The 24,890-nt window shown below is 73.8% G+C and carries 23 protein-coding genes; 6 read left to right on the forward strand and 17 right to left on the reverse strand.

The annotated features are described in order from the left end of the window. Positions 1-20 precede the first annotated feature (20 nt). On the forward strand, positions 21-137 hold the full coding sequence (locus ACZ38L_RS19840) for a BBE domain-containing protein (protein WP_465694902.1): 117 nt from the start codon (positions 21-23) through the stop codon (positions 135-137). On the opposite strand, the gene ACZ38L_RS19845 is transcribed toward ACZ38L_RS19840, so the two are convergent. Then, positions 130-1,002: a LysR family transcriptional regulator gene (locus ACZ38L_RS19845; protein WP_465694906.1), complete on the reverse strand. Its 873-nt coding sequence runs from the start codon at positions 1,000-1,002 to the stop codon at positions 130-132. The genes ACZ38L_RS19840 and ACZ38L_RS19845 overlap by 8 nt on opposite strands. A 26-nt stretch (positions 1,003-1,028) precedes the next feature. Then, a complete protein-coding gene (locus ACZ38L_RS19850; protein ID WP_465694910.1) occupies positions 1,029-2,270 on the reverse strand; it encodes a citrate synthase in 1,242 nt (413 codons plus the stop codon). Between the two features lie 75 nt (positions 2,271-2,345). On the opposite strand from ACZ38L_RS19850, the gene ACZ38L_RS19855 reads away from it, so the two are divergent. Next, positions 2,346-3,572, forward strand: a complete 1,227-nt coding sequence (locus ACZ38L_RS19855) for a citrate synthase (RefSeq protein ID WP_465694914.1) — start codon at positions 2,346-2,348, stop codon at positions 3,570-3,572. A gap of 4 nt (positions 3,573-3,576) precedes the next feature. Here the strand turns inward: ACZ38L_RS19855 and ACZ38L_RS19860 are convergent, their stop codons facing one another. After that, positions 3,577-5,073 (reverse strand): dolichyl-phosphate-mannose--protein mannosyltransferase, encoded by a 1,497-nt coding sequence (locus tag ACZ38L_RS19860; protein WP_465694916.1) that lies wholly within the window; start codon positions 5,071-5,073, stop codon positions 3,577-3,579. A 187-nt stretch (positions 5,074-5,260) separates the two neighbouring features. Between ACZ38L_RS19860 and ACZ38L_RS19865 the strand changes: the two genes are divergently transcribed. Further along, positions 5,261-6,433, forward strand: a complete 1,173-nt coding sequence (locus ACZ38L_RS19865) for a hypothetical protein (RefSeq protein WP_465694920.1) — start codon at positions 5,261-5,263, stop codon at positions 6,431-6,433. Positions 6,434-6,446: 13 nt separating this feature from the next. Here the strand turns inward: ACZ38L_RS19865 and ACZ38L_RS19870 are convergent, their stop codons facing one another. The 3 genes from ACZ38L_RS19870 to ACZ38L_RS19880 all read right to left on the reverse strand — a co-directional run bounded on the left by ACZ38L_RS19870 (position 6,447) and on the right by ACZ38L_RS19880 (position 9,430). After that, positions 6,447-7,814, reverse strand: coding sequence for a beta-ketoacyl-[acyl-carrier-protein] synthase family protein (locus ACZ38L_RS19870; RefSeq protein ID WP_465694924.1), 1,368 nt, complete (start codon positions 7,812-7,814; stop codon positions 6,447-6,449). Beyond that, on the reverse strand, positions 7,811-8,080 hold the full coding sequence (locus tag ACZ38L_RS19875) for an acyl carrier protein (protein WP_396556497.1): 270 nt from the start codon (positions 8,078-8,080) through the stop codon (positions 7,811-7,813). Before ACZ38L_RS19875 ends, ACZ38L_RS19870 begins: the two co-directional genes overlap by 4 nt. Positions 8,081-8,176: 96 nt before the next feature. Further along, positions 8,177-9,430, reverse strand: a complete 1,254-nt coding sequence (locus ACZ38L_RS19880; protein WP_465694930.1) for a beta-ketoacyl-[acyl-carrier-protein] synthase family protein — start codon at positions 9,428-9,430, stop codon at positions 8,177-8,179. Between the two features lie 306 nt (positions 9,431-9,736). On the opposite strand from ACZ38L_RS19880, the gene ACZ38L_RS19885 reads away from it, so the two are divergent. Next, a complete protein-coding gene (locus ACZ38L_RS19885) occupies positions 9,737-11,764 on the forward strand; it encodes a transglycosylase domain-containing protein (protein WP_465694934.1) in 2,028 nt (675 codons plus the stop codon). Between the two features lie 100 nt (positions 11,765-11,864). On the opposite strand, the gene ACZ38L_RS19890 is transcribed toward ACZ38L_RS19885, so the two are convergent. The 4 genes from ACZ38L_RS19890 to ACZ38L_RS19905 all read right to left on the reverse strand — a co-directional run bounded on the left by ACZ38L_RS19890 (position 11,865) and on the right by ACZ38L_RS19905 (position 16,642). After that, positions 11,865-13,124, reverse strand: a complete 1,260-nt coding sequence (locus tag ACZ38L_RS19890) for a polysaccharide deacetylase family protein (protein WP_465694938.1) — start codon at positions 13,122-13,124, stop codon at positions 11,865-11,867. Positions 13,125-13,360: 236 nt separating this feature from the next. Then, complete coding sequence (locus ACZ38L_RS19895; RefSeq protein WP_465694942.1) at positions 13,361-13,945, reverse strand: flavodoxin family protein; 585 nt, start codon at positions 13,943-13,945, stop codon at positions 13,361-13,363. Between the two features lie 155 nt (positions 13,946-14,100). Beyond that, positions 14,101-15,879, reverse strand: coding sequence for an arginine--tRNA ligase (gene argS, locus ACZ38L_RS19900; RefSeq protein WP_465694946.1), 1,779 nt, complete (start codon positions 15,877-15,879; stop codon positions 14,101-14,103). Between the two features lie 124 nt (positions 15,880-16,003). After that, the gene (locus tag ACZ38L_RS19905; protein ID WP_465694950.1) at positions 16,004-16,642 is read right to left on the reverse strand and encodes a ScbR family autoregulator-binding transcription factor; all 639 of its coding nucleotides are present in this window, start codon (positions 16,640-16,642) and stop codon (positions 16,004-16,006) included. A 178-nt stretch (positions 16,643-16,820) separates the two neighbouring features. On the opposite strand from ACZ38L_RS19905, the gene ACZ38L_RS19910 reads away from it, so the two are divergent. Next, complete coding sequence (locus ACZ38L_RS19910) at positions 16,821-17,885, forward strand: ScbA/BarX family gamma-butyrolactone biosynthesis protein (protein WP_465694954.1); 1,065 nt, start codon at positions 16,821-16,823, stop codon at positions 17,883-17,885. Here ACZ38L_RS19910 and ACZ38L_RS19915 read toward each other — a convergent pair. Continuing rightward, on the reverse strand, positions 17,865-18,428 hold the full coding sequence (locus ACZ38L_RS19915) for a TetR family transcriptional regulator (protein WP_465694958.1): 564 nt from the start codon (positions 18,426-18,428) through the stop codon (positions 17,865-17,867). The two genes, ACZ38L_RS19910 and ACZ38L_RS19915, sit on opposite strands and share 21 nt — an antisense overlap. Positions 18,429-18,604: 176 nt before the next feature. Here ACZ38L_RS19915 and ACZ38L_RS19920 point away from each other — a divergent pair, with 176 nt between their 5' ends. Next, on the forward strand, positions 18,605-19,708 hold the full coding sequence (locus ACZ38L_RS19920; RefSeq protein WP_465694962.1) for an acyl-CoA dehydrogenase family protein: 1,104 nt from the start codon (positions 18,605-18,607) through the stop codon (positions 19,706-19,708). Here ACZ38L_RS19920 and ACZ38L_RS19925 read toward each other — a convergent pair whose 3' ends face one another. The 6 genes from ACZ38L_RS19925 to ACZ38L_RS19950 all read right to left on the reverse strand — a co-directional run bounded on the left by ACZ38L_RS19925 (position 19,709) and on the right by ACZ38L_RS19950 (position 24,609). After that, a complete protein-coding gene (locus ACZ38L_RS19925) occupies positions 19,709-20,122 on the reverse strand; it encodes a MerR family transcriptional regulator (protein ID WP_465694967.1) in 414 nt (137 codons plus the stop codon). 32 nt (positions 20,123-20,154) lie between these two features. After that, positions 20,155-20,367 carry an acyl-CoA carboxylase subunit epsilon gene (locus ACZ38L_RS19930; protein ID WP_465694971.1) on the reverse strand — a complete coding sequence of 71 codons (213 nt, stop codon included), beginning with the start codon at positions 20,365-20,367 and terminating at the stop codon, positions 20,155-20,157. Then, positions 20,364-21,917, reverse strand: coding sequence for an acyl-CoA carboxylase subunit beta (locus ACZ38L_RS19935; protein WP_465694975.1), 1,554 nt, complete (start codon positions 21,915-21,917; stop codon positions 20,364-20,366). The genes ACZ38L_RS19930 and ACZ38L_RS19935 overlap by 4 nt, the downstream gene beginning before the upstream one ends. 150 nt (positions 21,918-22,067) lie before the next feature. Continuing rightward, positions 22,068-23,516 carry an MFS transporter gene (locus tag ACZ38L_RS19940; RefSeq protein WP_465694978.1) on the reverse strand — a complete coding sequence of 483 codons (1,449 nt, stop codon included), beginning with the start codon at positions 23,514-23,516 and terminating at the stop codon, positions 22,068-22,070. Between the two features lie 34 nt (positions 23,517-23,550). Then, positions 23,551-23,769: a tautomerase family protein gene (locus ACZ38L_RS19945; RefSeq protein ID WP_465694982.1), complete on the reverse strand. Its 219-nt coding sequence runs from the start codon at positions 23,767-23,769 to the stop codon at positions 23,551-23,553. Between the two features lie 42 nt (positions 23,770-23,811). Beyond that, positions 23,812-24,609 (reverse strand): SDR family oxidoreductase, encoded by a 798-nt coding sequence (locus tag ACZ38L_RS19950; RefSeq protein ID WP_465694984.1) that lies wholly within the window; start codon positions 24,607-24,609, stop codon positions 23,812-23,814. Between the last annotated feature and the right edge of the window lie 281 nt (positions 24,610-24,890).

Raw genomic sequence — 24,890 nt, forward strand, 5'->3', positions numbered from 1 at the left:
CCGCGTGGAACACCTCCGGCGTGCCCTGGTACACGCTCTACTACAAGGACGACTACCCGCGCCTGCGGGAGGTGAAGGCGCGTTGGGACCCGCGCGACGTGTTCCGGCACGCGCTGGCGGTCGAACCGCTCAGCTGAGCGCCGCGGCACGCAGTTCCCGGATCAGGGCCCGGACCGGGAGGGTCCGGGCCAGTTCGGGGGTGGTGACGTAGCCGACCCGACGGGTCGGGCGGTCGGGGCCGAGGTCGGTGACGGCGACCCGGGCGGGGGCGTCGAGCAGGGTGGAGCGCGGCATGATCGCCATTCCCAGGCCGCGGGCCACCATCGAGAGCACCACGCTGTCCTCGCCCGCGTCCACCGTGGCGGGCGGCAGCCAGTCCTGCCGGCGCCACCAGTCCCGGGTGTAGGAGGAGCAGTTCTCCGCCCAGTCGATCAGCGGGAGGGAGCGCGGGTCGGCCCGCCCCGCGGGGTGCACCAGGGCGTACTCCTCCTCGAAGAGGTCCGCCGCGACCAGGCCGGCCGGCAGCTCGGGGTCGCCGCCGAGGGTCGCGATGCCGAGGTCCGCGCGACCGTCGGCGACCTCGCCGGCGGTGCCGCGGCCGAGCTCGGGGACGATCCGCACCTCGGGCGCCAGGCCCGGGTGGCGCGCGGTGAGCCGTTCGACGACGGCGGGCAGCAGGTGCACGGCGACACTGCGGAAGGCGGCGATCCGCAGCGGGCCGGCGGCCTCGCCGGTGCTCGCACCGCGCGCCTCGTCGGGCAGCGCGTCGAGCAGGCGCAGGATCCGGCGGGCGTGCGCGGCGGTGCGCTCGCCGGCCGGCGTGGGCCGGGCGCCGAGCCGGCCGCGCTCGAACAGGACGGCACCGAGCTTGCGTTCGCACGTACGGATCGCGTGCGAGACGGCGGACTGGGTCAGCCCGAGCGCCTCCGCCGCCGCGGTGAAACTCCGTGCCTGCTCGACGGCGACCAGGATCCGTAGTTCGCGCACTGCCAGGTCGGTCATGCCGGCACGCTACCGGGCGGCGGAGGTCACTCCGCTCCCCGGGCCGGTCCCAGGTAGAGGCCCTGTGGGCGGAAGCGGTGGGCCGGCGCCTGGTACTCCTCCAGCGCGTGCGCCAGCCAGCCCGCCGTCCGGGCCACCGCGAAGACCGCCTCGGCCGCGTCCGCCGGCATCCCGGTGAGGTGGGCCAGCGCGGCCAGCGCGAGGTCCACGTTGGGGAAGCTGCCCAGCCGCTCGCGCGCGGCGGCGGCCAGCGCGTCGACGGCCGGCTTCACCCCGCCCGGGTCGGGCAGCGGCGTGAGCAGCCGCAGCAGCGCCTCGGCACGCGGGTCGTGCGTCCGGTAGAGCCGGTGGCCGAAGCCCGGCACGCCGCCCTCTCCGGCCTCGCCGCGCAGGCGCTCGGCCAGCACGCCGAGCGGGTCGCCGCCGGCCACCGCGTCCGCGACCAGCCGGTGCACCGCCGCGCCGACGCCGCCGTGCAGCGGGCCGTCCATCACCGCGAGGCCCGCGGTCACCACGGCGTACGGGTGGGCCCGGGTCGAGGCGGCGATCCGGGCGGCGAAGGTGGAGGCGGCCACGTCGTGGTCGGCGAACAGCACCAGGGCGGCGTCCAGCGCGCGCAGACCGGCGGCGGTCGGCGGGCGGTCGGTGAGCCGGGGCCAGAGCCGCTCGGCGACGGACGCCTGCGGGCGGTCCTCGCCGCCGGGGCGGGGGGCGGCGCCGACCATGGTGGCGATCACGGTCCGGGCGGTGGCGATCACGGCGGCGGGGCGGATGTCGAAGCGCAGCGGGTCGGCGATGGCGGCGGCGGTCACCGCGGCCTGGAACCGGTCGACCAGCCGGGCCCGCTCGGGCAGCGCGGCGGCGGCCGTGCGGGCGGCGGCGAGGGCGGCGGGCGGGGCGTCGAAGTGGGCGTCCGGCACCGCCTTGGCACGCCAGAGCCACTCGGCGACGACCTCGAAGCCGACCGCGCCGGCCAGCGCCGCGACGTCCCGGCCGCGGTAGCTGAGGCGGTCGCCCTCGATCAGGGTGAGGCCGGTTCGGATCGGCTCGGCGGGAGTCGGGCGGGTGGTCGAGCCGCGGGTACCGCGGACGGCCAGCGCCTCCACCTCTGCCTCCGGGAAGAGGCTGCCCTTGCCGTCCGGCGCCTTGACCCGGCCGATCAGGCCGCGGCTGACATAGGCGTAGAGCGTCTCCGGCTTGACGCCGAGCCGGGCCGCCGCCTGCCGGGTGGTCAGCATGGGCTCGCCGCTCTCGGGGTGCCTCGGCATGTCGTCGCCTCCGTCGATACATGTTGACTGGATCAATGTTGACAAGGATTGAGCATGTGGACGACATTCGCAAGTATGAGTACCTCTTCTGACGCAACGAGTTCTGCCGCGACGAGCCCCGCCACCCCTGCACCCGCACCCACGCGTCGCGAGATCACCACCGTCGACGTGCCGCGCGGCCTCAGCGGCGTGGTCGTCACCGAGACCCGGATCGGCGACGTCCGCGGCCGCGAGGGCTTCTACCACTACCGCCAGTACTCGGCGATCGAGTTGGCCGAGCGCCGCGACTTCGAGGACGTCTGGCGGCTGATGCTGGACGGCGCGCTGCCCGCCGACGCCGCCGAGCGCGCCGCGTTCGGCGCGGAGACCGTCCCGCTCCGCCGGCTCCCCGACGCGCTGCGGCCGCTGCTCGCCCCGGTGGCCCGCGACACGGCGGCGGACGGTCCGCTGGCCGGGCTGCGGGCGCTGCTGCCGGTGGCGGCCGCACTGCGCGGAATCCGTCCGCTCTACGACACCGACCCGGCCGGCCGACGGGCCGACGCGCTGTACGTCAGCGCCCTCGCGCCGACCCTGATCGCCGCGCTGTACCGGGTGGGCCGCGGCCTCGACCCGGTGGACCCGCGCGACGACCTGGGCTTCGCCGCCAACTACCTCCACATGTTGACCGGCCGGGAGCCCGCCCCCGAGCACGCCCGGGCGATCGAGCAGTACCTGACCTCCACCATCGACCACGGCTTCAACGCCTCCACCTTCACCGCCCGGGTGATCGCCTCCACCGGCGCCGACCTCGCGGCCTGCGTCAGCGGGGCGCTCGGCGCGCTCTCCGGCCCGCTGCACGGCGGCGCGCCCAGCCGGGCGCTGGACACCCTGGACGCGATCGGCACCCCCGAGCGCGCCGAGCCGTGGATCCGCGAGCGGGTGCTGCGCGGCGAACGGATCATGGGCTTCGGCCACCCCGTCTACCGCACCGAGGACCCGCGCTCGCGGATGCTGCGCGGGGTCGCCGAGCGGTTGGGCGGCGGCTGCGCCGACCTCGCCGTCCAGGTCGAGCGGCAGGTCCTCGACACGCTGGCCGAGCTGAAGCCCGGGCGCGAGCTGTTCACCAACGTCGAGTACTACGCCGGAGTGGTGATGGACCGGTGCGGGGTGCCCCGGGAGATGTTCACGCCGACCTTCGGGGCGGCCCGGATCGTCGGGTGGTGCGCCAACATCCTGGAGCAGGCCGAGGACAGCAAGATCATCCGGCCGGCCGCCCGGTACGCCGGGCCGACGCCGCCGCAGGCCGTGCCGGCGCTGGGCTGAGGGGTCAGTCCCAGCTGTCGAACCAGATCCGGTGCTGCCAGGCCACCGTCGGCAGCGGCCGGCCGGTGTAGAGCGGCAGGAGCCAGACGAAGTTGGCGGCCACGCCGGCCAGCAGCAGCACCGCGACCACCGGGCGGACCCACCGTCGGCCGCCCGGTCCGGCCGGCGCCTGGACCAGCATCGCCACCGCCAGGCAGAGGAACGGCGCGAAGGCCACCGAGTAGAACGAGAAGACCGTCCGCCCCCGGTACAGGAACCAGGGCAGGTACCCCGCCGCCACCGCACAGAGCACCGCCGCCGCCCGCCCGTCCCGGCGCCACAGCACCCGGTGGGCCAGGCAACCGAGCGCCACCAGCCCGACCCACCAGAGCAGCGGGGTGCCCAGCGCGAGCACCTCGCGGGTGCACTGGTCGGCCCGGCAGCCGCCGACGCCCTGCCCGGTGAGCCGGTAGAAGTACGACACCGGGCGGGTGAGCAGCAGCCAGTCCGCCGGCTCCGACTGGTAGCGGTGCGGGGTGGTGAGCTGGACGCTGAACTCCCAGATCTCCTGGTGGTAGTGGAAGAGACCGCGCAGTGCGGCCGGGATCCAGCCGAGCGGCGGGCCGACCCGGCCCTGCCGGGCCGCCCAGTCCCGGTCCCAGCCACCCGAGGTGGCCAACCAGCCGCTCCAGGAGGCCAGATAGGTCAGCGCGGCGGTCGGCAGCAGGGCGGCGAGCGCACCGGGGGCGGCTCGCCGGATGGCCGACAACCTGCTGCCGCAAGGCTGTTGAGCACCGACCTCCCAGGCCAGGGTGAGCAGCAGGAACGCGACGAGCGAGTAGCCGGCGCTCCACTTGGTCCCGCAGGCCAGGCCCAGGCAGGTCCCGGCGGCCAGCCGCCACCAGCGCGGTCCGCCGTCAACCCCCGCCGCCAGCCGGGCTCGTAGCGTGTCCCGGTCCAGCAGCAGGCAGCCGAACGCCGCCAACACCCAGAACATCAGGGTGATGTCGAGCAGCGCCGTGCGGCTCAGGACGAAGTGCAGCCCGTCCAGGCAGAGCAGTAGGCCGGCCAGGCAGCCCAGCGCGGTCGAGCCGAGTAGCCGACGTCCGATCCGGCAGAGCAGCAGCACCGACAGCGTGCCGAGCAGCGCCGGTACGAACCGCCAGCCCAGCGGGGTCGGCCCGAACGCCGCCTCGCCGAGCGCGATCAGCCACTTGCCGACCGGCGGGTGCGCGACGAACTCCGGCGCGGCGGTGAGGCCCAGGTGCGGCGGGCGGTCCAGCAGGCGGGCGTCCGCGTCGTCCGGCCAGCTGCCCTCGTAGCCGTAGGTGAGCAGCGACCAGGCGTCCTTGGCGTAGTACGTCTCGTCGAAGAGCACCGCGCGGGGATGGCCCAGCCGCCAGAAGCGCAGCAGCCCGGCGAGCGCGGTGACGGCCAGCGCGGCCGCCCAGCCGCTGTCGACGGCCCGGGTGGGGAGGGGAGTTCGGCGGAGGGGCGCGGGGTGCGGCGGCGGTACCAGCATGCCGTCATCATCGACGCGGTCCCCGGCGCGTCCGCCGCACCCGCGCCGGGCGGCGGACGGCTGTCCGCCTTTCGACGGGATCACGACGCCAGGGCCCGTTGTCGAACAGATGATCAGCTGCTCTTTCGGCCCAGCGGTCGGTGTCGTGCGGACCGGCGGCCGGCCGGGCGCCCGTACCGTCGCGTCCATGGCCTCCTTCGCACTCCGCCCGCACTCCGTACTGCCCGGCGCGATCGCGGTACTGCGGCGGTGGACCGGCGAGTTCGGCCCACCCGTACTGTTGTTCGGCGCGGTCTGCCTGCTGCAGCTGGGCCTGATCGCCGTGCTGCGCGACGCCGACTCACCGCCGCTCGGGCGGCTGCTGCTCGGCTGGGACGGCCGGCTGTACCTGGCGGTCGCCGAGCACGGGTACCCGGCCGGGCTCCCGCACGACGCGCCGGGCCTGGCCGGGCCGGGGAGCCGGCTGGCGCTCTTCCCGGTGTTCCCGGCCGCCGTCCGCGCCGCGCACCTGCTGACCGGGCTGGACTTCTCGGACGCCGCGCTGCTGGTCTCCCGGCTGGCCGCGGGCGTCGCGGCGGTCCTCGTCCACCGGCTCTTCGGCCGGCTCCACGACCGGCGGACCGGGCTGTTCATGGTGGCGCTGACGGCCGCTCAGCCGATGGCGGTGGTGCTCGGGATGGGCGGCAGCGAGGCGGTCTTCCTGGCCTGCGCGGCCGGCGCGCTGCTGGCGGCGCACCGGGGGTGCTGGGCGACGGCCGGGGTCTGCGGGGTGCTGGCCGGGCTGACCCGGTGCGCCGGGCTCGCCGTCGGGGCGGCGCTGGTGCTGGCGGCGGTGCTCGCGCTGCGCGGGGAGCGGCGGTGGCGCTGGCGTCCGGTGGCGGCGGCGCTGGCCGTCTGTGCCGCGACGCCGGGCTACCTGCTCTGGGTGGGCCGGCGGACCGGCTCGCCGGACGGCTGGTTCCGGATCCAGCGGTCGGGCTGGGGCACCGCGCTCGACTGGGGTGCCCAGACCTGGGACTTCGTCGGCGACCGGCTCTCCGGCGGCACCGGCTGGGTGGAGTTGAGCATCGCGCTGCTGGTGCTGGCGGCGGTCGGCGGCTGCCTGCTGGCGCTGCCGGCCCGGCCGTGGCCGCCGCTGGCGCTGTACGGGCTGCTGGTGACGGCGATCGCGCTGGGCCAGAGCGGCTCCTACTCGTGCAAGCCGCGGCTGCTGGTGCCGGCGCTGATCTTCCTGCTGCCCGCGGCCGTCGCGCTGGGCCGGGCCCGGCCGCGGGTCGCCTGGCCGCTCACCGGGGCGGTGGTGCTGGCGGGCGGCTGGTACGGGGCCTACCTGCTGACGGGCTGGCCGGCCGCGGTCTGAGCGGCCCGCGGCGCTATCGCGTGAGCAGCAGGACCGCGTTCTGGCCACCGAAGCCGCTGGCGTGGCAGGCGACCGCGCGGCAGGGCAGCGGGCGCGGGACCCGGTGGACCAGGTCGAGGTCGATGGCGGGGTCGAGCCGGTCGAGGTTGGCGGTGGGCGGGGCCGTCCGGTGCTGGAGGGCCAGTACGGCGTGCGCGGCCTGGATCGCGCCGGCCGCGCCGAGGGTGTGGCCGATGACGCTCTTCCCCGCGGTGACCGGCGGGGCGTCCCGGTAGGCGCGGCGGATCGCGCGGGCCTCGGCGAGGTCACCCAGCGGGGTGCCGGTGCCGTGCGCGTGGATCAGCCCGATGTCGGCCGGCCGCAGGCCCGCCCCGGCGAGCGCGGCGCGGGTGGCCCGGAGCAGGCCGTCGCCGTCCGGGTGCGGGGTGGTGGGGTGGTGGCCGTCGGCGGCGGCGGCGTAACCGGCCAGGTGCGCCCGGACCGGGGCGCGCCGGGCCCGGGCGTGTCCGGCCCGCTCCAGGACGAGCACGGCCGCGCCCTCGCCCAGCACGAAGCCGTCCCGGTCGGCGTCGAACGGGCGGGAGGCGCCGGCCGGGTCGTGGTGGCGGGTGGAGAGCACCCGCATCCGGTGGAAACCGTCCACGGTGGCCGGGTCGCGCGCGGCGCAGGCGCCGCCGGCCAGCACCAGGTCGCAGTCGCCGGCGGCCAGCAGGTGGCGGGCCAGGCCGAGCGCGTCGGTGCCGGAGGCGCAGGCCGCGGCCACGGTGTGGACCGGGCCGAGGGCGCCCAGGTCCAGGCTGATCTCGGCGGCGGCCATGTTGGGCAGCGAGCGCGGGAACATGGTCGGGCTGACCGCGCCGTGCCGGCCGTCCAGGATCCGCCGGAAGGCCTCGTCCAGGTGCTGCTGACTGCTCGCGGCGACGCCGAGCACCACGCCGACCCGGGTGGCGTCCCAGTCCGCGGGGTCGAGCGCGGCGTCGGCGACCGCCTGCCGGGCGGCGGCCACCGCGAGGTGGATGAAGCGGTCGGTGCGGCGCGCGGTGCGGAAGCCGAGCACGCGCTCGGCGTCGAAACCGTCGGGACCAGCTGGACCGGCCCGACCATGGGCATCGGCGGGACCATCGGAATCGGCTGGACCGTCGGGACCGGCCGCGTCCCCGTCGAAGCCCGGGACCGCGCAGGAGAAGCCGACCGGCAGGCCGGCCAGCAGCGGGTCGGCGGCCGCGGTGGAGGTGCCGGCCAGCAGCCGCGCCCAGTTGGCCGTGGCGCCGACGCCCGCCGGGGTGAGCAGCCCGAGCCCGGTCACCGCGACCGGCTCGGCCCGGCGCACGGCGCCGCGGGTGGCCGCCCGGACGAGACGGACGGCGGCGCGGACGGTCACCGGCCGGCGGCCGGCGGGTTGAGGACCTCGTGCAGCACCGCGGTCGCCTCGGCCAGGGTGAGCGACGCCCGCAACGCGCCGTCGGGGGCCCGCACCGGGCGGTCCAGCTCGTCCTCCAGCGCGGTCTCCAGCTCGGCGAGCGCCAGCGAGTCGATCCGCAGGCTCTCGAAGGTGGTCTGCGGGCTCAGCCGGCCGGGCGCGATCCGGAAGTGCCGGGCGAGCTGGCCGGTGATCAGCCGGTAGGTCTGATGGTGCGTGTCGTTCATGACTGGTCCTCGGGGGGTGGGTGGCGTACGGGTGCGGCGCACGGCGGCGCGCGCCGCGACGGCCCGGCATGCGGGCGAACGGACGGGCCGGAGTCGTCAGCAGGCGGAGACGATCAGCGCGGCGTTGTGGCCGCCGAAGCCCAGCGAGGTCTTCACGGCGTGCCGCACGGCGGTCCGGCGGGCCCGGCCGGTGACCACGTCGAGGGCGATGGCCGGGTCCGGGCGGTCCAGGTTGGCGGTCGGCGGGATCCGCCCGTGCTCGGCCGCCAGCACGGTGAACGCGGCCTCGATCGCCCCGGCGGCGCCCAGGGTGTGCCCGGTGACCGGCTTGGTCGAGGTGGCCGCCGGCCCGGGGCCCAGCACCCGGTGCAGCACCGCGGATTCCACCGCGTCGCTCAGCCGCGTCCCGGTGCCGTGGGTGTTGACGTGGTCGATGTCGGCGGGCCGCAGCCCGGCGTCGGCCAGCGCCGCGCGCAGCGCCCGTTCGGCGCCGGCGCCGTCCGGGTGCGGGGCGGTGGTGCGGTAGGCGTCGGTGGCGGCGCCGTAGCCGGTGATGGTGGCGCGGACCCGGGCACCGCGGGCCCGGGCGTCGTCCTCGCGTTCCAGCACCAGCACGCCGGCGCCCTCGCCGCCGACCATGCCGTCGCGGTCGGGGTGGAACGGCCGGCAGGCGCCCGCCGGGTCGTCCCGGCGCTCGGACAGCGCCCGCATCCGGCACATGCTCGCCACCAGCGCGGGCGACATCGCCGACTCCGCCCCGCCGGCCACCACCACGTCGCAGCGGCCGGTGCGGAGCCACTCGCGCGCGGTACCGACCGCGTTGCAGCCGGAGGCGCAGGCGGTGGCCGTCACCATGCTGGGTCCGCCGGCCCGGCAGTCGATGGCGACACTGCCCGCGACCATGTTGACCATCGTCATCGGCACCAGCATCGGCGAGACCAGCGACGGGCCGCGCTCGGCCAGCCGGCGCACCTGCCGCTCGTACAGCGGCTTGCCGCCGTGGGAGTTGCCGAACACCACGCCGACCCGGGCACCGTCCCAGCACGCCGGGTCCCAACCGGCGTCGGCCAGCGCCTGCCGGACGGCCACCAGCGCGAGCTGGACGAACCGGTCGGTGCTCCACGCGGCGTCCCCGCCGAGCAGCGCCTCGGCGTCGAAGCCCGGCACGGTACAGCCGAAGTCGCAGGGCAGACCGGCCAGTTCGGAGATCCGGGCGGCGGTGGGCACGCCCGCCAGGACCCGGGCCCAGTTCGCGGCCACCCCGATCCCGGCCGCGGTCACCAGGCCCAGCCCGGTCACCGCAGCCGGGAAGCCCGGTCGTCGCTCGGCGCCATGCCGGTCTCGCTCCATCGCTCGGCTCCCCGTGATCGCCCCGTACCGCCGTCAACCGCCGTCAACCTGCCAACGAGCACCGCCCTCGATCGATACGGGGGCCGGCACCGCCATGGGCCACCCGGCGGACGCCGGGTGAGGCCGGGCGGGCCGGGGCGACGGCGCGGTGCCGGCGCGGCGACCCGGCCGGGACCGGCTCGTCGGCCGCCTGGCGCGACCTCCGGGGCCACTCGACGCGTCTGAAGGATATGAGCAGCTGATCGAACTGACCGACGACCTGACGGACAGCTGATCGGTTGATCGGACCGAGCACTCGGGGAGCAGATGTCTGGCAGCGATCGCCATGAGCGGCACACGGCCGAGGTCCGGGGCGGAGCGGTCCGGCGCACGGGGTCGCGGCGCCCGCCCGCGCCGCGCCGGCCGCGCCTGGACTACCCGCGGCGCAGCCGGCGGGGTGTCCGGCGCTGGCTGCCGTCCTGGCGGCAGCTGCTGCTGCTGCTGACCCTGCTCGGTCTCGGCGGGCTGACCGGTCTGGTCGGCTACGCCTACGCGAACACCCGGATCCCCACCGACCTGAACGCCTTCGCCACCCAGCAGAACAACGTCTACTTCTGGGCGGACGGCACCGAGATGGCCCGCACCGGCCTGGTCAACCGGCAGGAGGTGCCGCTCTCCCAGGTGCCGGACGGGGTGCAGTGGGCGACGCTGGCCGCCGAGAACGAGACCTTCTACACCGACGCCGGGGTCTCGCCGCGCGGCATCGCCCGGGCCGTCTGGACCATGGCCACCGGTGGACAGACCGAGGGCGGTTCGACCATCACCCAGCAGTACGTGAAGAACGCCTACCTGACGCAGAAGCAGACGCTGTCGCGGAAGTTCACCGAGATCCTGATCGCCGTCAAGCTGGACCGCGCGAAGAGCAAGTCCGACATCCTGGACGACTACCTCAACACCAGCTGGTACGGGCGCGGCGCGTACGGCATCGAGCGGGCCGCCCAGGCGTACTACGGCGTGGACGCGTCGCAACTGAACCCCAGCCAGGGCGCCTTCCTGGCCTCGCTACTCAAGGGCGCCGGCCTCTACGACCCGTCGATCAGCCCGGCCAACCACGCCCGGGCGGTGGCCCGTTGGCAGTGGATCCTGGACCGGATGGTCAAGATCGGCAAACTCACGCCCGCCGAGCGGGCCCAGTACACCACCTTCCCCGAGCCGCGGGCGACGCCCGAGCCGGCCAGCCTGCAGGGCCAGACCGGCTACCTGGTGGACACCGCGCGCACCTACCTGGCCGCGCACAGCGACATCTCGGACACCGCCTTCGACCTCGGCGGCTACCAGATCCACACCACCTTCGAGAAGCCGAAGGAGACCGCGCTGACCGCCGCCGTGCAGGACGCGGCGACCCGGCAGCCGGGCTCCGACCAGCTACGGGTGGGCGCCGCCTCGGTGGCGACGGACGGCCGGATCCTCGCCGTCTACGGCGGCCCGGACTACCTCAAACAGGGGTACGACAACGCCAACTCCGGCAGCATCCAAGTGGGTTCGGCGTTCGCCCCGATCGTGTACGCGGCCGGGCTGAGCCAGGGCGCGCAGCACGGAGCGGACGGCGTCCGCCGTCCGGTCACCCCGGACACCCCGTACGACGGGGACGACCAGCTCGCCATGCAGACCGCCGAGGGTCCCTACTTCGACCGCGACGGGCGGATCGTCAAGGCGGCCAACGACGGCGGCCGCTCCTACGGCAGCATCCCGCTGCGGACCGCGATCGAGCAGTCGGTCAACTCGCCGCTGGAGCAGCTGGGTCTGGACGTCGGGCTGGGCGGGGTGCAACGGACCGCGACCGATCTGGGGCTGCTCTCGGACAGCCTGGGGCCGCAGGTACCGGCCTTCTCGGTGGGCAACTCCACGCCGAGCGCGATCCGGATGGCCGACGCCTACGGCGCGTTCGCGGACGGCGGGGTGCACCAGGAGCCGTACTCGATCTCCTCGGTCACCCGCGACGGCCGGCCGGTCCCGCTGCAACGGACCAGCCCGATCCAGGCGTTGAACCCGCAGGTGGCCGGCCAGGTGGACGCGGCGCTGCAGGGTGCGGTGCAGCACGGGACCGCCCAGGCCGCCCAGCTGCCCGGCCGGACGGTGGCCGGCAAGACGGGCACCACGACCGACGACAAGGCCGGCTGGTTCATCGGCTACAGCGGGCAGCTGAGCACCGCGGTGGTGGTGTTCCGGATGGACCTCAGCACACTGGCCCCGCAGCCGCTGGACGGGCCCGACCCGACGAGGACGACGGCGGCCACGGGCTACCCGATCGACGTCTGGAGCGGCTACATGAAGGCCGTGCCCGCCGGCGGGTGACGGCGGGCAGCGGACGGGCGACGGCGGGCGGGCGACGGCTGGCGGGCGACGGCTGGCGGGCGACACGATCCCCCAGCCGATCCGGGTCGGCCGCCGCCGCTCACTTGATGACGGTCGACCAGTCCGGGGCCTGACCCGGGTCCAGGTTGCGCAACTGGGCGATCACCTTGGGGTCCTGGACGTCCAGCCAGTCGGCCATCTCCTTGAACGAGACACAGCGCACGTCGGGTTTGCCGCAGACGGTCTTCACCACGTTCTCGACCGCCTGCACGTAGATGCCGCCGTTCCAGTCCTCGAAGTGGTTGCCGATGAAGTAGGGCGCCCGGCTGCCGTTGTAGACCCGCTCGAACCCGTTGAGGTAGGTGTCCGTGGTGGTCTTCAGCCAGCCCGCGTACTTGCTCGGGTCGCCCTGGACGTTGTCGCCGCCGGACTGGTTGGCCAGGAAGTTGTAGTCCATCGACAGCACCTGGAAGTTCTGCCCCTGGTACGGGATCTCCTGCAGCGGGAAGTTCCACACCCCGTCGATCTTGTTCGGCCAGAGCTGGAAGTCGCCGGGCGAGCTGGCGTCGTACCGCCACCCCATCGCCTTCTCGGCCGGGATCAGCGTCTTCTGCCCCTCCAGGCAGGGCGCCCGGCCGCCGACCAGCTCCTGCTGGTAGTCGAACGGCAGCGGCGGCAGGTTGGTGTAGCCGGTGTTGGTCTTCCAGTTCTCGACGAAGGAGTAGGCCTGCTGGGTCTCGCTCTCCCACTCCGCGGTGCTCCAGTCGCCGCCACCGCCCTGGCCGCAGAAGTGGCCGTTGAAGTGGGTGCCGATCTCGTCGCCGTCCTCCCAGGCCTGACTCAACTGGGCCAGGGTGTCCTTGATGTGGGCGTTGGTGGGGAAGTCGATGGCGGAGTCGCCGACCCCGTGCTGCGGCGGGTGGTAGAGCGCCCGCTTGGAGTTCGGCAGCAGGTAGATGCCGCTCAGGAAGAAGGTCATCTGGGCGTTGTTCTCCTTGGCCACCTGGCGGAAGTGGGAGAACAGGTGGTCGTCGCCCTCCAGCGCGCCGTCCCAGGAGACCACCACGAACTGCGGCGGCTTCTCCCCCGGCTTCAGCTTCGCCACCGCCCGCTGGTTGGGCTGCGGGCCGGTGTAGGAGGTGGAGCCGTCGCCGATCACCCTGGTCTTCCCGTCCCAGGGCGGCTGCGACGCGGAGGCCGGCCCGGGCGCACCCGCGCCGCCGGTTGACGGCGCCGGTGGCCCGCCGACCGGCGCCGAGGCGCTCACCGACCGGTCCCCGGTCACCCCGGACGGCACCAGGGCCAGGGCCAGGGCGACACCGGACAGGAGCAGGATGGTGGTACGGGCGGTGGTCCTCACCGGCAACCTCGTTCCAGCTGACTCGTACTGTCATGGAGTACTACTTGTCAGCCGGTGGTTCGCGTCGCGGCAGAATCCGCGCAGAAATTGGGCGGGAGTCGCACAGCCGTGCGCGTGGGCGGGTGGGCACGTGTACCGCCCGGACGCCTACGTCCTGGACGACCGGCGCGGAGGGCCGGCGGGCGAGCGGGGGCCCCTGGGAGCCACCGAGCGGCCCGAGCGGCCCCCGCCCGGCCTCAGCGAACCGCGGCCGGGACGAAGAAGTCGTCCGCGCTCCGCAGGGCGGCCTCGTCGTCCAGGATCTGCCCGGGCGAGTTGGCGTGGCCGAGCAGCGCGCCGCCCCAGGCCATGCCCAGGTACTCGCCGGAGTAGCGCACCGTGCCGACCAGCGGGTCGGCCGCCGCCGGGTTCTCGCTGGCCAGCGCGGTGACGGCCCACATGGTCTTGCCGGCCATCCGGGCCTTGAAGTCCAGGCCGGGGACCCGCAGCCAGCCCGCCCAGTGGTCCAGGTAGAGCTTGGCGCCGGCCGACAGGCTGTACCAGTACAGCGGCGAGGCGATCACCAGGTCGGTCGCGTCGAGCGTCGCGTCCAGCAGCACCTTGGCGTTACCGGTCGGCTCGGGGTAGCTGCTCCGCTCGGCGTGCCGGATGTCCTCGAAGGTCGGCAGTGGCAGATCGCCCAGCCGCAGCCAGCACTGCTCGACGCCGGCGGGCAGCGCGGCCGCGGCGCGCCTCGCGAGCGCCTCGGTGTTGCCGTCGGCGCGGGTGCTCGCCAGCAGGAAGAGGAACTTCCGGCCCGTGCTCTCGGGGGTGGTCGTCATGGTCTGTCTCCGCTTCCGGTCCATCGGACACCGTCCTGATCACCGAACAACTGCTCGGCACCGAATATTGCGTCAGGAGCCGGCCACGGCAGCCCCGACGGGATCCCGGGGCCTCCCCCGCACCACCCGCCCCCGGCCGGGACCGGCCCCGATGACTACATCCGTTCCGGCGCCCGGATCCCGAGCAGGTCCAGGCCCCGGGCCAGCGTCTCGGCGGTGAGCCGGCAGAGCGCGAGCCGGTTCGCCCGGTGGGCCGGCGTCTCCGCCTTCAGCACCGGGCAGCTGCCGTAGAAGTCGGTGAGCGCCTTCGCCAGGGCGAAGAGGTATCCGCACAGCCGGTGCGGCTCCAGCTCCCGGGCGACCTCGCGGACGGTGGCGTCGAAGCCGTCGAGCAGCAGGATCAGCGCCCGCTCGGCGGGGTGCGGCGGCACCGAGGGATCGATCGCGCTCTCCAGGGCCTCCCGCGGGGCCCTGGAGAGGATGGTCCGCAGCCGGGCGTGCGCGTACTGCAGGTAGACGCCGGTGTCGCCGTGCAGCGACACCATCTGCGCGACGTCGAAGACGTAGTTCTTCACCCGCGAGGTCGACAGTTCGGCGTACTTCACCGCGCCGATCCCGGCGGCCTGGATCACCGCCTCCAGTGCCTCACCGGTCAGGTCGTGCGGCTTGTCGGCCATCACCTCGCGGACGCCGTCGACCGCCGCGTCCAGCAGCCCGGCCAGCCGGGCGGTCTCCCCGGAGCGCGTCTTGAAGGGCGTGCCGCCGGGGCCCAGCACCGTGCCGAAGGGCACGTGGACGGCCTCGACCCGGTCGGTCAGCCAGCCGGCCCGCCGGGCGGTCGCGAAGACCATCTTGAAGTGCAGCGTCTGCCGGGCGTCGACGACGTAGAGGATCCGGTCCGCGCCGAGCCGCCGGATCCGGTGCCGGAGCGCGGCCAGGTCGGTGGCGGGGTAGCCGTAGCCGCCGTCCTTCTTCCGGACGATCAGCGGCACCGGCGCGCCGTCCGGACCGGTCACGTCGTCGAAGAAGACGCACAGCGCGCCGTCGCTCTCCACCGCGATGCCGGCCTCGACCAGTTCCTCGACCACCTCGTCGAGGAACGGGTTGTACGTCGACTCGCCGGCCGCGTCCTGCTCGGTCAGCAGCACCCCGAGCCGGTGGTAGATCCGCTGGAACGCCTGGACGGACACCGCGACCAGCTCCCGCCAGACGGCCAGCGTGGCCTCGTCGCCGGACTGCAGCGCCACCACCCGCAGCCGGGCCCGCTCGGCGAACCCGGCGTCCCGCTCGAACTCCCGCCGCGCGGCCCGGTACAGCTCGTCGAGGACGGGGATCCGCTTCGAGGCCTCCGTACCCGACGCCTCCGCGCCCGCCGGGCCGGCCCGCCAGCCGGCCTCCGGGTGTTCGTCGAGGTACTGGATCAGCATGCCGAACTGGGTTCCCCAGTCGCCGAGATGGTTCTGCCGGACCACCTCCGCCCCCAGGAAGTCCAGCACCCGGACCAGCGCGTCACCGATCACCGTGGTCCGCAGGTGCCCGACGTGCATCTCCTTGGCGATGCTCAGCGCCGAGTAGTCAACGACCGTACGCGAAGCGGCCATTGGCGTGCCGACGCCGAGCCGGTGATCCGCCAGCCGGGCCTCGACCTGGCCCCAGAGCCGCTCGTCGGCCACCGTCAGGTTGAGGAACCCCGACCCCGACAGGCTCGCGCCGACCGGTCCGCCGGCCAGCTCCCGCTCCAACGCCTGCGCCAACTCTCCCGGCGGAACACCGACTTGCTTCGCCAACGACATCGCGACGTTCGACTGGAAGTCGGCGTGCTCGGAGGCTCGGACCAGCGGGTCCCGCTCGGCCGGCTCAGGCGACAGGACGCGGGCCATGGCGGCCGACACCGCGTCTTCGACAAGGCTCATCACCGCGAGTACCTCGGCCACCGGGCGCTCCCCCTCCGGCGCTCACGCGCCAGTCACTCTGTCAAGTGCCTGACATGCTAGGGAGACCGCCGGCCCACGGCACTCGAATTACCGCGGGTCCCGGCAGCACGACCAGCCCCGGGCGCTACCCGACCCGGCGGACCTGGATCACCACGTCCAGGATCTCCCGCACCCGCTCCGCGATGTCCGCGCGCTCGCTGAGCACCCAGGAGATGTGCTGGGCACCGAAGAAGGCGGAGATGAGGACCCGGGCCATCACCTCGGCGTCGGTGTCGAGGGCGAGCTGCCCCTCGTCGCGGGCCTGGGTCAGCCAGGACTCGACCAGGTTGGTGTAGCCGACGTAGGGGGTGGGCAGGTCGGCCTCGATCAGCGAGCGTTCGATCTGCAGCCGGGCGCCCGCCTGGATCATCGGGTCGTCGCGGAAGGCGAGGGCGGTACGGGTGAGGAGCTCGGAGACCGCCTCCAGCGGGGAGAGCGCCAGCTCCCGCACGGTGTCGCCGGTGGCGCCCAGACGGCGGTAGAACTCGTCGGCCACCGCGAGGGCGAGCGCCTCCTTGTTGGGGTAGTGGAAGTAGACCGCGCCCTTCGTCATACCCATGAGCTCGGCGACGTCGAGGATGGTGACGGCGGGGAAGCCCTTCCTCGCGAACGCGCTGGCCGCCGCGTCCAGGACCTGGCCGCGGGTGCGCACCGCGCGCTCCTGCTTGAGGTCGGTGCGTCCGCGTGACCGCGGGGTGGCCGGTCGGCCGCTTCCACTCGTCATGACTTCCTCTGTTCCTGTCTTCCGACTGCTGCTACCCGCGTGGCGACGGTAGGGCGGCTGCACTCTACTGCCCTATGAAATATACCTTCCCGAAGGTATATTCGGCGTCACCGCGCGCCCGCCACGGCGGACGCGCGCTGGACCTCATCGTCTGAGCGGTCTCTTTGGGGGAAAGAACATGCTTGGCCACGCGGTGGTTCCGTCCACCGACTCCAACCCGATCGAAAAATTGCTCGCGGACCTCGCCGAGGTGCCGGTGACCGTACCCGGGCTCAGCTTCCAGCAGCCGATACCGCGCCACCTGGTGCACCGCGCCGCGGTCGCCGAGGTCTTCCTCACCGACGCGCTGCGGGTCGGCCCCGACCGGTTCCTGGTCGCCGCGCAGTGGCCGCGCGACCACGCCCTGTACCACCCGGACCCAGCCGGCACGAGCGACCCACTGCTGTTCGCCGAGACGATCCGGCAGTCGCTGGTCTACCTCGCGCACCGCTACTACGCCGTCCCGCTGTCGCACCACTTCGTCGGGTGCGACATGGACTTCGAGATCACCGACCCCGAGTACCTGCGGGTCGGCGCCGCTCCGGTGCCGGTGGTGCTGCAGGCCCAGTGGAGCTGGGAGGCCAACCGGCCGCCCCAGCGGTTCGGGATGCGGCTCCAGGTGGTGCTGACCGTGGACGGCCGCCCGTGCGGGCGGGGCAGCCTGCGGGTGGTCGCCGTGGACTCCAAGCGGTACTCGTTACTGCGTGGGCGCGCCGGCCGAGCGGTCCGAGCGCACTCCTTCGAGGAGCCGACCCGGCGCACCGCCAACCGACTGCCGGCCGGCGCGGTCGGGCGGCTGCGATCCAAGGACAGCGTCCTCGCCCGCGGCGAACGCAACGGCGAGTGGCGACTGGAGCTCGACCTCAACCACGCGATCCTGTTCGACCACCCGGGCGACCACGTGCCGCTGATGGCCGTGCTGGAGGGGTTCCGCCAGCTCGGCCACCTGCTGGTGCACCGGGCCGGCCCGCGCCCGGCCGTGCTGACCTCGCTGGCCGCCGACTGCCTGGCCTTCGGCGAGCTGGACCAGCCCATCCACCTCGTGGTCCGGGACGACGGGCGGGCCGGCGGCCCGCTCCCCGACCGCGCTCCGCACGAGGACCGGGCAGCCCGCCGCTTCCGGATCGACGCCGTCCAGGGCAGCACCGTGATCACGACCGCGACCATCGGCTGGTCGCAGCGGTCACGGTCGACGATCCACTGACGGCGTCAACACGTCCCACATCCCCCTCACCCGCTCAGCCAGTCCGCGCCGGTCGGCGGCCGGAGCGGTGTAGTAGGCGCCGACCAGCACGGCGACCGCCAAATCCGCCACCGGACCGGGCGGGCACGTCGCGTCCAGCCCCTCCCGACTCAGCAGGTCGAGCGCGCGCTTGTGCACCTCCACCAGGAACTTCGGCTCCTCGGACGCGGCCTGCGCCTCGTCGACCACCAACCGGAGCGCCGCGTTGGTCCGCACGTCCGCCTCGATCCGCTCGGCCAACGCACAGGTGAGCGACCGGAGTTCGGCTATCGGCGGGGCGCCCGGCGGCCCCGGCGGCTCCAGCAGCTCGTCGAGTCGGCCCACCAGGGCCTCGGCGAGCTGCTCCTTGGAGCCGAAGTGTCCGTACAGCGCCCCCTTGGTCAGCCCGATCCGGTCCGCCACCCGTTGCAGGTTGGCGACCGGGTATCCGTACCGGGCGAACTCGGCGGCGGCCGCGTCCAGGATCTGTTCGTGCGTGTGCCGGGACCGTGCCTGCTTCACCATCGACTGCCTCCCTCAACAGAACCGACAGGAACCGTTCAACAAAGATACCTTCATGAAGGAATTTTCTAGACTCTCTGGACAGCTGCCCAACTCCACTTCATTCAAACAGAACTGACTGTTCGACAGATCCATCCATCGCAACATCCCCCCCGAAACGCACGCCAAGGAGAGCCGACATGGACGACGCCCAGATCAGCCGGGCCACCGAGCTCGCCGCCCGGTACGCCGAGGCCGCCGAGCGCGACCGGCGGCTGGCCGAGGAGACCGTGGCCGCCCTGGTGGCCGCCGGGTTCACCCGGCACTTCATCCCCCGCCGCTGGGGCGGCGCCGAGGGCGGCTTCGCCGAGCTCGTCGCCCGGGTCGCCGCCGTGGCCGAGGGCTGCGCCTCGGCGGCCTGGTGCGCCGCGCTCTTCGCCGCCCACGGCCGCTTCGCCGCCCAGCTGCCGCCGGACGGCCGGCGCGAGCTGTGGGGAGCCACGCCGGACGTCCGGATCGCCGCCGCCATCGCGCCGCCCACCGGCACCGCCGTCCCGACCGAGGACGGCGGCTGGCGGCTGCACGGCGAGTGGCAGTGCGCCAGCGGCGCGGACTTCGCCGACTGGGTACTGCTGGCCGCCTGGGAACCGTGCCAGGACGGCCGGCGGGCCCGCGTCCTGGCCGTCCCCGCCGCCGACCTCACGGTGCGACCGAGCTGGGACGGCGTCGGACTGCGCGGCACCGGGAGCAACACCGTGCTGGTCGAGACCACCACGGTGCCGGCCCACCGGTCCTTCCTGCTCGCGGACCTGCTGGCCGGCGCGACCGACCCGGACGCCGCCCGCTGCCACCAGGCGCCCGCCCAGCTGGCCGGCGGGCTGATGTTCTGCGCGCCGGCGCTCGGCGCCGCCCGCCGTGCGCTGCGGGTCTGGTCCGTCTGGGCGGCGCGGAAGTCCGGCGGCCGGCCGAACCAGGAGAGCGCGGCGGTGCGCGAGACCCTGCTCCGTTCGTCAGCCGAGATCGACGCCGCCCAGCTGCTGGTCACCGAGGCGGCCCGGCGGGCCGACGCCGACCCGGTCACCGAGGAGCTGGTGGCCCGCAACCAGCGGGACGCCGCGGTGGCCGTGGATCTGCTGGTCACCGCCGTCGAGCGGCTGCTGCGCACCGGCGGTGCCCATGTCCGCGAAGGCGCCGGCGAACTCCAGCGGCTGTGGCGGGACCTGCACACCATCGCCGGCCACGGCGTGCTGCGACTGGAGACGGCCGCCGAGGCCTACGCGGCGGCGGCGCTGCCCCGGCTGTAGTCAGCGGCCGCCCATCGCCACCTCCTTCTCCTGGTAGAAGGAGATCTGCCAGTTCAGGTAGTTGACCGTGGCGTTGAGCTCCTCGACGTGGGCGAGCACCAGCCGCCGGTGCTCGCTCAGCAGTGCCCTGCGCTCGGCCACCGTGTGGTCACCCGCCCGGGCCAGTTCGACGTACCGGCGCATCTGCTCCACCGGCATCCCGGTGGAGCGCAGCCGGTTGAGGAACTCCAGCCAGCGGAGGTTGACGGCGGAGTAGACGCGCTGCCCGCCCGGCTCCTGGCCGACGTCGTCGATCAGGCCGAACTCCTCGTACCAGTGCAGCTCGTCGGAGGACAGGCCACTGATCCGCTCGACCTCGGAGACGGAGTACGTCTCCAGGCGAGCGCCGCGGGAGGGACGTGCGGTCGGGGACATGATGGTGCTCCTTCGAACGGCGCCGCGGTCCATCAGCGACGCGGGTCGGTGTGCCAGGAGGTGGCGATGCGATGGGCCGGCCGGCGGGCGTCCCACCGGACGGTGCGGGTCGGGGCGGCCGGTGCGGTCTGCCGGGTGCCGCGGGCGGCGCCGAGCAGCACGGCGGTGACGGCGGCCAGCTCGGCCGGACTCGGGTTGCCGTGCAGCACGCGCAACACCGGAGCGGTGACGGGTGGTCGGCTCACAGCGGTGGGTTCCCGTGCTTGCGGGACGGCAGCTCGGCGTGCTTGCCGCGGAGCATCTCCAGCGAGCGGATCAGCACCGACCGGGTCTCGGCCGGGTCGATCACGTCGTCGACCAGCCCGCGCTCGGCCGCGTAGTACGGGTGCATCAACTCGGCCTGGTACTCCTTGATCCGCTGCTGCCGGACGGCGTCGGGATCGTCGGCCGCCGCGATCTCGCGCCGGAAGATCACGTTGGCCGCGCCCTCCGCGCCCATCACGGCGATCTCGTTGCTCGGCCAGGCCAGTGAGAGGTCGGCGCCGATCGAGCGGGAGTCCATCACGATGTAGGCGCCGCCGTAGGCCTTGCGCAGGATCAGCTGGATCCGCGGCACGGTCGCGTTGCAGTAGGAGTAGAGCAGCTTGGCGCCGTGCCGGATGATGCCGTCGTGTTCCTGGCCGACCCCCGGCAGGAAGCCGGGCACGTCCACCAGGGTCACCAACGGGATGTTGAACGCGTCGCAGAACTGCACGAAGCGGGCCGCCTTCTCGGAGGCGTGGATGTCCAGCACGCCGGCCATCGCCGCGGGTTGGTTGGCCACGATGCCGGTCACATGGCCGTCCAGCCGGGCCAGCGCGCAGACCACGTTGGCGGCCCACCCCGGCTGGATCTCGAAGAACTCCCCGTCGTCGACGATCTCCTCGATCACCCGGTGCATGTCGTACGAGCGGTTCGGCTCGCCCGGGACCAGGTCGAGCAGCCCGTCGCAGCTCCGGTCCGGCTGGTCGAACGGCTCGACGTGCGGCGGCGGTTCGCGGTTGTTGGCGGGCAGCAGCGAGAGCAGGTAGCGGACGTCCTGCAGGCAGGCCTGCTCGCTGTCGTAGGCCCCGGCGGCCACCCCGGAGACGGTGGCGTGCACGTCGGCCCCGCCCAGGCCGTTCTGACTGACCCGTTCGCCGGTCACCGCCTGCACCACGTCCGGTCCGGTGATGAACATCTGGGAGATGTCGCGGACCATGAAGACGAAGTCGGTCAGCGCCGGCGAGTAGGCGGCCCCGCCCGCGCACGGGCCGAGCATCACGCTGATCTGCGGGATCACCCCGGAGGCCAGCACGTTGCGGGTGAAGATGCCGCCGTAGCCGGCCAGCGCCGAGACGCCCTCCTGGATCCGCGCACCGGCGCCGTCGTTCAGGCTGACCAGCGGGGCGCCGGCGGCGGCCGCCAGGTCCATGATCTTGTGGATCTTCTGCGCGTGGGCCTCGCCCAGCGCGCCGCCGAAGATCCGGAAGTCGTGCGCGTAGACGAAGACCGGCCGGCCGTGCACCCGACCCCAGCCGGTGATCACGCCGTCGGTGTAAGGCCGCTTCGCCTCCAGGCCGAAGCCGCTGGCCCGGTGCCGGCGGAGCGGCTCGATCTCGGTGAACGAGCCCTCGTCGAGTAGGAGTTGTATGCGTTCGCGGGCGGTGAGCCGGCCCCGCGCGTGCTGCTGAGCGGTCGCCTCGGGGGTGGGGCCCTCCAGCACCTGCTCGCGAATCCTGACCAGTTCGGCGGATCTCTCCCGGAGCGCGGTCATGGCGATTCCTCCATCGGAGCACATCGAATCATGGACCAATAATACCTTCGTGAAGGTATGTTATACATGTGAGCCAGCTCACAACAAGACCTGAACCGCCCGGGATCGGGCGGTTCAGGTCTCGTGCCTACGGCGAGCGGTGACCAGGCGTCAGGCGTTGGTCCTGCTACCGGAGCGGGGGAGCATGAAGAGCGTCGCGGCGGCGGTCACCGCCAGCATGATCACCGAGGCGACCATGCTGATGTGCAGGCCGTGCTGGAAGGTCGCCCGGTTGGCGATCAGCGCACCGAAGACCGCGACCGCGAGGCAACCGCCCACCTGGCGGAAGGTGTTGAGGACGGCGGCGGCGGTGCCGGCCCACTCGGCCGGGACGCTCTCCAGCAGCACCGCGGTCAGCGACGGGACGGCCGTGCCACCACCGATGCCGATCGGGACCAGCAGCAGCACCGGCACCCAGACCGGCGTTCCGGACCCGACCGCGAAGAGCAGCAACGAGCCGGCGCACATGATCAGCTGGCCCAGCACCATCGGCACCCGCGGACCGGTCTTGGCCGCCAGCTTGACGCTGGCCATGTTCACCACGGCGATCAGACCGCACATCGGGATGAACATCGCACCGGCGCTGACCGGCGACTCACCGCGGATCTGCTGGAAGAAGAGCCCGAAGAGGAAGATCACACCGTAGAAGACCGCGTTGAGGGTGAAGCCGGCGGCGATGCAGACCAGCACGGTCCGGTTGCGGAACAGGCCCAGCGGCACCATCGGCTGCGCCCGGCGAGCCTGGGCGACCAGGAACACACCCATGGCGACCGCGGAGGCGATCAGCATCCCGATGATCAGCGGGGAGCCGAAGCCCACCCGGCCGCTCTCGATCACGGCGTAGGTCAGGGTCGCCAGCGAGATCATCACGGAAAGCTGGCCGACCATGTCCAGCGGCGCCTGACGACGCGGCGAGCGCGGGATGCGGGCCAGCAGCGCCAGGCCGATCGCACCCACCGGGAGGTTCAGGAAGAAGATCGACCGCCAGCCCAGCGTGGTGGTCAGCGCACCGCCGGCCACCGGACCGATCGCGACGGCCACGGCACCCGCGGCGGTCCAGATCGCCACCGCGCGGGCCCGCTTGCCCGCGTCGGAGTAGGTCTGTCGGATCAGCGCCAGCGAGGTCGGGACCATGATGGCCGCGGCCGCGCCCTGCACCATCCGGGCACCGATCAGGGTGCCGAGACCGGGGGCGAGCCCGCAGGCCGCCGAGGCGAGGGTGAAGGCGCCGAGCCCGACGGCGTACGCCCGGTTGGCGCCGATCCGGTCGGAGAGCGCGCCGGCCGACAGCATCAGGGCCGCGAACATCAGGGTGTAGCCGTCAACCACCCACTGCAGCGAGGACATTCCGCCGCGCAGGCTGTGCCCGATGGCCGGCAGCGCCACGTTCACCACCGAGCCGTCCAGCGAGATGGTGAAGAAGCTGAGCAGCGCGGCCGCCAGCACGATGGCCGACGACGTGCGGCCGGTGGGAGGAGTGGGTGGTGTGGAGGGGGATTCGGTGGGGGCGGACTTGGGGCGGGCCGCGGCCGGGGCGTTCCGCGAGATGGTGAGAGCCATCGGAGCTACCTTCGGGTGAGGAGGGGTGGGCGGGTCAGACGGTGCGGCGGCGGCTGAGTTCGGCGAACTCGGGGTTGGTGCCGAGCACCCCGCCCTCGCCCCAGCGGTTCTGCGGTATCTCGTTGATGTAGACGGTGATCTTGTCGAACGGTGCTCCGGTGACCTTGTGCACCGTCGTGGTCAGTTCCTCGATCAGTTCCTGGCACTTCTCGTCGGTCTGGTTCGGCCAGGTGGTGACGGTCAGGATGGGCATGGTCTTCTCCTCGGGGCGGGGGGATTCACGGTGGATCGGTCACTACAACGCGGGGCAGGCGCCGCCGTCGACGGTGATCGCGGCGCCGGTGATCTGGGCGGCGGCGGGTGAGAGCAGGAAGCCGACCAGCCCGGCGACGTCGCTGGGCCGGGTCAGCGCGCCGAGCGGGGTGCCGGCCACCACCTGGGCGTCGACGTCCGCCGGGGTGCCGCCGGAACGGTCCGCCAACTCCTTGGCGATCTCGTTCCACAGCTCGGTCCGCACGGCGCCCGGGTCCACCACGTTGACCCGGATGCCGGAGCGCCCGAGGTCCTTGGAGACCGCCTTGGCGAAGGCGGCGAGGCCGGCGTTGACGGCACTGTTGATCGGGAAGAGCGGATCGGGCGTGGCCCGGAACACGCCGGCCACCAGCACGATCCGGCCGTGGCCCTGGGCTGCCATCGGGCCGGCCACCGCACGGGTCAGCCGGACGGCACCCATCAGCTTGCCGTTGAAGGTGGTGTGCCACATCTCGTCGGTGGCCTCGGCCAGCGCGGCGACCGGGCCGTCGCCCGCCGCGTGGACCACCGCGTCGATCCGGCCCAGTTCGGCGAGGACGTCGGCGACCGCGGCGTCGACTGCGGCGCCGTCGTTGATGTCCACCACGCGGGTGACCAGCCGGCCCGGTACCTCGGTCCGTTCGGCGACGGACCGGGCCGCCAGGTCCAGGCGCTCCTGGTCGCGGCCGAGCAGGACCACCGTGGCGCCCGTGCGGGCCAGCTCCTCGACAATCGCGCTGCCCATACCGCCAGTTGCGCCGCTGACCAGGACCACCTGAGCTGATGTCTCGTCAACTGTCATCGCCTTCTCCGGTTTCTTCCGAGGGAGTGTTCAGGAAAGCCGCAACTGACCCTGGGAAGTGGGGCGTTCGCCGGACTTGGGCGATGCGCGGCTCGACGTCACTGACGCTATCCGAGATCATCGAACCGCGCAACCATCTAGTTGGTTTTCAACGTCGGCACGCCCGCCGGACCGACGGAAACGCGGGGCGGGGGGGGGGGGGGGGGGGGGGGGGGGGGGGGGAGGAGAGGGGGGGGGGGGGGGGGGGGGGGGGGGGGGGGGGGGGGGGGGGGGGGGGGCGA

The organism is Kitasatospora sp. NPDC024654 (assembly GCF_055559155.1).